Below are 953 nucleotides of genomic sequence, written 5' to 3'. Positions count from 1 at the left end.
TCCCTGCCCTGCGCCTGGTTGGCGGTAAAAAACTTTCGGTGGATGACATCTACCCACGCCTGTTCGATGCCATCCTCGAACAACGCATCGCCCCGGCCAGCCGTTTTACCGAAGAGAGCCTGGGCGAAACCTTTGGTGTGAGCCGCAGTGTGATTCGCCGTGTGCTGGCCAAGCTGTCCCATCAGCAAGTGATCATCCTGCGCCCCAACCAGCGTGCCCAGGTGGCGGCGCCGGATGCGCAGCAGGCGCGTCAGATTCTGGAGGCGCGGCGGATGACCGAGATCACCGTGGTGCAGTTGGCCTGCGCCCAAGCGACCACCCCGCAGATACGCCAGCTGCGCGAGTTGATTGCACGGGAGCGCGACTGCATCGAACGCGACCAGCGCGGGCCAGCGATTCGATTATCGGGGGAGTTTCATCTGCAATTGGCGCAGATGGCAGGCAACGCACCGTTGGCGCAATTCCTCAACAGCCTGGTGCCGTTGACGTCATTGATCATTGCGCAATATGAGGCGAAAGCCTGCACCTACTGCGCCTGGCAGGAGCATCTGGGGATTGTCGATGCGGTGGAGCAACGCGATTCAAGTGGCGCCGTGACCCTGATGACTCAGCACCTGGATCATCTGGAAAGCAAATTACTCAAACACCACTGAGTCCAAGTGGATGAACATCAAACTGTGGGAGCTGGCTTGCCTGTGATAGCGGTGGGTCAGCAGCCTTCCTGTTACTGAAAGACCGCTATCGCAGGCAAGCCAGCTCCCACATTGGGTGTGTAGGGTTTGATGAATGTGGCGCCAACAAAAAGCCCCCGCATCTTACGATACGGGGGCTTTTGTTTTACCGAGGGATCAAGCCGGTTGCAGCACCGACTGACCGCTCAACGCCAGGTCGAGCAACTCACGGTTGGCGACCGCATACATGGCGTAGTCCGTGCCGACTGCTGCACGGATTTG

Annotated in this window: 2 protein-coding genes; one reads left to right on the top strand and one right to left on the bottom strand. The window is 59.3% G+C overall.

Annotation, left to right across the window (positions count from 1 at the left end; genetic code table 11):
- A partial coding sequence (locus FEM54_RS33170; protein ID WP_420875339.1) for a GntR family transcriptional regulator occupies positions 1-653 on the top strand: 653 nt, incomplete at its 5' end.
- 195 nt (positions 654-848) lie between these two features.
- Here FEM54_RS33170 and FEM54_RS35215 read toward each other — a convergent pair.
- The coding region (locus tag FEM54_RS35215; protein ID WP_420875340.1) for a hypothetical protein at positions 849-953 on the bottom strand (105 nt) is incomplete at its 5' end.

It is taken from the genome of Pseudomonas edaphica (assembly GCF_005863185.1).
GTDB lineage: Bacteria > Pseudomonadota > Gammaproteobacteria > Pseudomonadales > Pseudomonadaceae > Aquipseudomonas > Aquipseudomonas edaphica.
Note: the sequence above shows the minus strand (reverse complement) of the source record. Positions and strands in the feature narration are given on the sequence as shown.